This window comes from Sedimentibacter sp., assembly GCF_033447055.1.
In the GTDB taxonomy this organism is placed as follows: domain Bacteria; phylum Bacillota; class Clostridia; order Tissierellales; family Sedimentibacteraceae; genus Sedimentibacter.
Genome location: NZ_JAWQJF010000120.1, coordinates 1 through 7,038 on the forward strand (window position 1 = coordinate 1; position 7,038 = coordinate 7,038).

5 protein-coding genes are annotated in these 7,038 nt (G+C 32.0%); 1 reads left to right on the forward strand and 4 read right to left on the reverse strand.

The window, feature by feature from the left end:
• On the forward strand, positions 1 to 852 hold an 852-nt coding region (locus SA378_RS08295), incomplete at its 5' end, for a chloride channel protein (RefSeq protein ID WP_318525518.1).
• Positions 853 to 893: 41 nt separating this feature from the next.
• On the opposite strand, the gene udp is transcribed toward SA378_RS08295, so the two are convergent.
• From udp to SA378_RS08315, 4 genes are all read right to left on the reverse strand, one after another.
• Entirely contained in the window at positions 894 to 1,667 is a 774-nt protein-coding gene (udp, locus tag SA378_RS08300) for a uridine phosphorylase (RefSeq protein WP_318525519.1), read from the reverse strand.
• Positions 1,668 to 1,742: 75 nt separating this feature from the next.
• Positions 1,743 to 2,774 carry an acyltransferase gene (locus tag SA378_RS08305; protein WP_318525520.1) on the reverse strand — a complete coding sequence of 344 codons (1,032 nt, stop codon included), beginning with the start codon at positions 2,772 to 2,774 and terminating at the stop codon, positions 1,743 to 1,745.
• A gap of 223 nt (positions 2,775 to 2,997) precedes the next feature.
• The gene (thrS, locus tag SA378_RS08310) at positions 2,998 to 4,923 is read right to left on the reverse strand and encodes a threonine--tRNA ligase (protein WP_318525521.1); all 1,926 of its coding nucleotides are present in this window, start codon (positions 4,921 to 4,923) and stop codon (positions 2,998 to 3,000) included.
• A gap of 301 nt (positions 4,924 to 5,224) precedes the next feature.
• Positions 5,225 to 6,901, reverse strand: a complete 1,677-nt coding sequence (locus SA378_RS08315) for a DEAD/DEAH box helicase (RefSeq protein WP_318525522.1) — start codon at positions 6,899 to 6,901, stop codon at positions 5,225 to 5,227.
• Between the last annotated feature and the right edge of the window lie 137 nt (positions 6,902 to 7,038).

A 7,038-nucleotide genomic window follows, 5' to 3' on the forward strand; every position in this document is an offset into this window, starting at 1 on the left:
GAATTTTTTCATCTTGATGAAAAGGACATGCATTTAATAATACTTTGCGGCATGAGCAGTGTATTTTCAGCTTTGTTTGGAACTCCACTCACGGCTACGCTGTTTGCAATGGAAGTTATAAGCATTGGCGTTATTTATTATTCCAGCCTTGTTCCCTGTCTGGTATCATCATTGGTTGCATATGGAGTTTCATTACATTTTGGTGTTAAACCGGTGCATTATATTTTAAATTACATACCTGAACTTTCTTACAAATCAATTTTTATGACAGTTATACTTTCTGCTCTTTGTGCATTTTTAAGTATAGTGTTTTGTGTTTCTATGAGAAAAACAGAACACTTCATGGAAGCAAAAATAAAGAACATTTATATTCGATGTTTTGTAGGCGGTTTAATAGTAATTTTTCTTACATTGATTTTTAAAACAAATGATTATAACGGTGCAGGAATAAACATAATTGAAAATGCAATCAGCGGTACTGTTAAACCCGAAGCTTTTCTTTTAAAAATAATATTTACTGCCATAACCATCGGAACAGGATTTAAAGGCGGGGAAATTGTTCCGACGTTTTTCATCGGTTCAACATTCGGCTGCTTCGCTGGTGGCCTTTTAGGAATTGATCCTGGATTTTCTGCAACAATAGGTCTTGTTGCATTGTTCTGCGGAGTAGTAAACGCTCCTATCGCTTCAATTATTCTAAGCATTGAACTGTTTGGTACTGACGGACTTTTGCTTTATGCAATTGCTTGTGCTGTAAGCTACATGTTATCTGGATACTATGGATTATATAGAAGTCAAAAAATAATATATTCCAAATTAAAAGCTGAATTTATTAACATAAATACTAAATAGAAAAGAACATTTGAACCGCTAGTTCAAATGTTCTTTTAATATTACTTTTTATCTTCTTTTATTAGGTTTCTGATAGCTTGTATTGCAGTTACTATTGCAGCTTCAGTATCATGTTCTTGAGGGTCATCCATTCCCAATTTTCTTCTTTCTTGATTGGCAACAACGTTTAATATAGATCCCACTCTTACTCTTCTGTAAGCTCCTACAATAAACAAAGCAGATGATTCCATTTCTGAGGCTAAAGCACCAAGTTTTAACCATGCATCCCACTTGTTAGTTAATTCGTATCCCACAGGTTTTGTTTCCGGCTCATGTTGTCCGTAATATGAATCTTTGCACTGAACTATTCCCACATGATATTTCTTGTTTAAATCCTTGGAAGCTTTCACAAGAGCATTCATAACTTCGTAATTTGCAACTGCTGGAAATTCCATTGGCGCATATTCTCTGCCTGTTCCTTCCATACGAATTGCTCCTGATGCAATAACTAAATCTCCTCCCATTACATTTATATCCATGCCACCGCTTGTTCCTACGCGGATGAACGTATCAGCTCCTATATTAGACAACTCTTCTAATGCAATTGCTGCGGAAGGACCTCCTATGCCTGTTGAAGTTACGCTTACTTTTACTCCGTCCAAATAGCCTGTATATGTTACAAATTCTCTGTGGTCTGCTACTAATACCGGGTTATCAAAATGCTCAGCAATCTTTGCACATCTTTTTGGATCACCCGGTAAAATTACATACTTTCCCACGTCTCCATTTTTCATATTAATATGATATTGTATGTCTCCCGAATATGCTTTGCTCATTATTGCCTCCTAAAATTTTTCTCTCTAATTTTACTATTAAATGTGTTCTAAATTTATATAATACTTGCTTTGTACTTATAATATTTTTTTTAAAACAGGTATCTTGCTTATTATGTAACTTACTGAAAAACTAAAAAAATAAACAGAAATAGCTATTATAGGAACTGATATAACTGGATTAAAAGTCATTGTATTAATTCCTAATTTTGAAAATAATATATTAAAAAAATCATGCACTAAATAAATTCCAAACGAGCAAGAAGATAAAATTTCTATAATTTTTAAACTTTTTTCGCTGAAATTTATTTTTGAAACTTCATATTTAAAGAATATGAATACTGATATACTGGCAACCATTACTGTTGGTGAAAAGTAGCTGTAAAATATACTGCTTGCCTCTCCTCTTATTATTGAAATAATGTCTGTAAAAAACATTGTGCTAATTATGCTGATAATACCTAATATATAGATATACTTCCTATACCCTTCTCTTATTCCATATGTATAAAGATAATGTCCACCTACATAATATCCCACATAGCCTAATGTAAAATGAAAATCAATTTTATTAATTAATAATTCCAAATTCTCTAAATTGAATATTTTTATTACTGCAGGTATTGTAAAGGTAAACAATATTGAAAGCAAAAGAAAATACTCTGTTGCATTTTTATCTGCAACAATTTTCCTTAATAGCTGTGTAATTATATATAACCCTATGAGCATAAATAAATACCACATATGATAATGACCAAATATTAGCTCTTTTATAAATATGTCAATATTAAACGAATCATAATTAGTAATATTTGAATATAAAGCATAAAGCAAAGACCACGAAAAATACGCAATAAGAATTTTAAGTATATATTTTTTGTAAATTTCTTTATAACTTAAGGCTTTATTTAAGTTCAAAAAAAACGAACCACTTATCATCACAAAAATAGGAACCCCAAATCTTACCAAACTGTCATAAAAATTAAATACATTCCATTCAAAAGATTCAAGTCCTACAAAACTCCAATTACTCGCTGCTACATGTAAAAGAACAACTGAAAATGTTGCAAAAATTCTTAATACATCTGCATATACCACTCTATTATTCAACTTGTTTGTCCTTTCTTTATGTAGTTATTCTAATTATAACTATTTCTCTATGTATTTACAACATAAAAAAGATACCGCTTTACAACTTATGCGATATCTTATTTATTACATTGTCCATCTAGATATTATCATTCTGAAGTATAGCCGAAGAGTCTCATCTTTTCAATACATTTATGAGATTCATCGCTTATTTCAGAATGATGCGAATAAATTAACCAGTCTATTATACTAATTGAGGTGAATCATTTTCTCTAGATAATATTTTGTTTAAAATTATATTTCCAACGTCTTCTAAACTCATGCTTCCCAAGTCGCCTTGTTGTCTTTCTCTTACAGAAACAGTGTTGCTTTCTACTTCTTTTTCTCCTACAACAAACATGAAAGGAATTTTTTCCATTTGAGCTTCTCTGATTTTATAGCCGATTTTTTCGGCTCTAGTGTCTAATTCAACTCTAATATTCATTGCATCAAGCTCTTTTTTAACTTGTTCTGCATAGTCATTAAATTTATCTGATATAGGAAGTACTTTAACTTGAACCGGTGCAAGCCATGTTGGGAATGCTCCTGCAAATTGTTCAATAAGTATTCCAAAGAATCTTTCAATGCTTCCAAATGCAACTCTGTGAATCATTATTGGTCTATGTTTTTGTCCATCTGCACCTGTATATTCAAGTTCAAAGCGCTGTGGCATTTGATAATCCAATTGTATTGTTCCACATTGCCAAGTTCTACCTATACAATCATTTAAGTGAAAATCTATCTTAGGTCCATAGAATGCTCCGTCGCCTTCATTTATTATATAATTAAGGCCGAGCTCTTCAAGAGCTTCTTTTAATGAATTTTCTGCCATATCCCAATCTTCTAATTCTCCTAAGAAATCATCAGGCCTTGTTGATAGTTCAACGTGGTAAGTGAATCCAAATGTTTTATACATTCCATCTATTAAGTTTGCAACATCCTTAATTTCATCCTTTATTTGTTCAGGAAGCATGAATATATGAGCATCATCTTGAGTGAAAGCGCGCACTCTCATCAAGCCATGAAGAGCTCCTGATAATTCATGCCTGTGTACTCTTCCTATTTCCGCTGCTTTAATTGGGAAATCCTTGTAAGAATGCATAGAATTTTTATAAACCATCATTCCTCCAGGACAGTTCATAGGCTTAATACAGAAATCTTCCTCATCTATTTTAACTGTGTACATGTTATCTTTGTAATGGTCCCAATGTCCTGAATTTTCCCAAAGGTGTTTGCTTAATATTAATGGTGTTTCAATTTCTACATAACCTGCTTTTTTATGTACTTCTCTCCAATATCTAAGCAACTCATTTTTAACTACCACTCCTTTTGGAAGGAAGAATGGGAATCCAGGTCCTTCTTCAGACATAAAGAACAAATCTAATTCTTTTCCAAGCTTTCTGTGGTCACGCTTTTTTGCTTCTTCCATCATTTTAACATATTCTTCTAATTCTTTTGCTTTTTCAAATGTTATTCCATAGATTCTTTGAAGCATTTTATTGTTTTCATTCCCTCTCCAATATGCTCCTGCTATACTTAACAATTTTACAGCTTTTGGTTTTTTTGTCGATTCAAGATGAGGTCCTGCGCAAAGATCAACAAAATCTCCTTGTTTGTAGAAAGAAATAACTGCATCTTCCGGCAAATCTTGAATTAATTCAACTTTATATGGCTCTTGTTTTTCTTCCATAAATTTTATAGCTTCTGCTCTTGGAAGTTCAAAGCGTTCAAGTTCAAATCCTTCTTTTACTATTTTCTTCATTTCGGCTTCTATTTTTTCAAAGTCTTCTTGAACCAATCTGTATTCCAAATCAATGTCATAATAGAATCCATTCTCAATTGCTGGACCTATTGCAAGCTTTGCTTCCGGCCACAGTTGTTTTACAGCTTGAGCTAAAATATGTGATGAAGTATGCCAGAAAATATGCTTTCCTTCTTTATCTTCAAATTTCAGGAATTTTATACTTCCATCCTCTTTAATTACATCTTTAAGTCCTATAGTAACTCCATTGTAAATAGCACCTACAACGCTTCTTGCAAAGCCGTCACTAATGCTTTTTGCAACGTCTATAGCTTGTATTCCATCTTCATATTCTCTAATGCTGTTATCAGGCATCGTTAATTTAATCATTTTATCTCCTCCATAATATATAATATAAAATATAAAATCTCGTCGTTAAACATATTATTGTTTAAGGACGAGATAAAATTCGTGGTTCCACCTTAGTTGCTTCTCAAGGGATTTAAGGCATCCATACCAAACTCTTACACTTGCGCTTTCAAGTTTAACTCCGGATTAGTTTTCAAACAGTCATGCATGGGAAACTTCCAGCCTAGGCTTCCCTCTCTGATTGCTGTGTCTGTCTTACTCGATCCATCACAGTTTATTTTCATAATTATATTACTTGCATTTTACTTTTGTCAACAATTTTTTAATATTTTTTCCTAGGCTTATTTCTTTGCCACATTGGCTTATATTCTTCGGTTTTTCCTCTTGCAGGTCTTGAGGATTTCTTTTCTTTAGACAATTCTACTATAACATCTTTTCCTTTTATTTGAGCGCCTTCCATTCTGTCGATTATACGGTTTTGATGTTCAGAAGCAGCATTGAAGAATGAGTAATTTTCCAATACTTCTATTTCTCCTATATCTGAACCCGAAATGCCACATTCCCCTGCCACAGCACCTAAAATATCTCCAGGTCTGATTCCTTGTTTCTTACCAAGACTTACATGGAATCTAACTGTATTTTCAAGATTTTTAGCTCCGCCTTTTACAGATTTCTTTCTTTCAGGAATTATATCGTTTAAATCTTTTTCTTCAGACAAGTCAAACTTTACAAGTTTCTTAATCATTGCAGCTATAAGTGTTTCCGCATCAAAGCCTTTCTCTAACAGTTTTTCTGCCAAAACTCTGTTTTCGCCTAATTCACCTTTTTCTATAACATCAACAATACCTCTGATAAATTTATCTTGTTTTACTTCATTAACTTTATCAACAGTAGGAATTGATCTTTTGCGAATAGCTTTTTTAGTATATTTTTCTATATTTTCGATTTTTTTCATTTCTCTAGCAGCTACTAAAGTGAATGATGCACCTTCTTTACCTGCTCTGCCTGTTCTGCCTATACGGTGAACATAGTAATCTTCCTTAGATGGAACTTCATAGTTTATAACAACTTCAACTTCCTTTATATCTAAGCCTCTCGCTGCAACATCCGTAGCAATTAATATGTCAATAAGACCATTGTTAAATTTAGTTAAAGTATCAATTCTTTGTGATTGTTTTACATCACCATGAATTTTATCACAATTATAACCTTTTTCAATTAACTGATCATACAAGTCATCTACTGATTTTTTTGTATTGCAGAAAACCAAAGTTAATCTAGGTGTATAAGTATCAATAAGTCTCGCTAAAGCCTCAAGTTTATCCGATTGCTTAACTAAAAAATAACTTTGTTTTACTTCCTTTGCTGTTATACCTTCTCTTAAAGTTTTTATTGAAACTGGACTTTTAAGAAACTTTTTTATGATTTTTTTCATATCATCAGGTATCGTTGCAGAAAATAGAAGTGTTTGAGTAACATGATCTACTTTGCTAAGTATTAATTCAATGTCTTCTCTGAAGCCCATTTTTAACATTTCATCAGCTTCATCCAAAACAGTAATTTTCAGTTCTTCAAGTTTTATAACATTTCTGTCTATTAAATCTATAACTCTCCCAGGAGTTCCTACAATAATTTGTGCTCCTTCTTTAAGTTTATTAATTTGCATTCTTATATCTGCGCCGCCGTAAACAGTAACCGTTTTAATACCATCCATGTATTTTCCGATTTTTCTGAATTCATTTGCTACCTGTACGGCTAATTCTCTTGTCGGCAACAATACTAATGCTTGTGGAAATTTTATTTTTCTATCTATTTTTTCAAGTATGGGTATCCCGAAAGCTGCTGTTTTTCCTGTACCAGTATTTGATTGTCCTATTATATCGTTTCCTTCCAGTATTACCGGTATTGCTTCTTGCTGTATTTGGGTACTTTCTTCAAATCCCATTTCTTGTAAAGCTTTTTGAATGTTTTCATTCAAAATTACATTTTCAATTTTCATTAATCTTATCATCCTCATTTTATTATTATTAACTTCTCATTATACTACTAAAACATATAAATTACAAATATTATTTTGTAAATTTTAAAAAATTTATTATTTTTTGGAAATTTCATTTTTTTATTTATTAACTATTA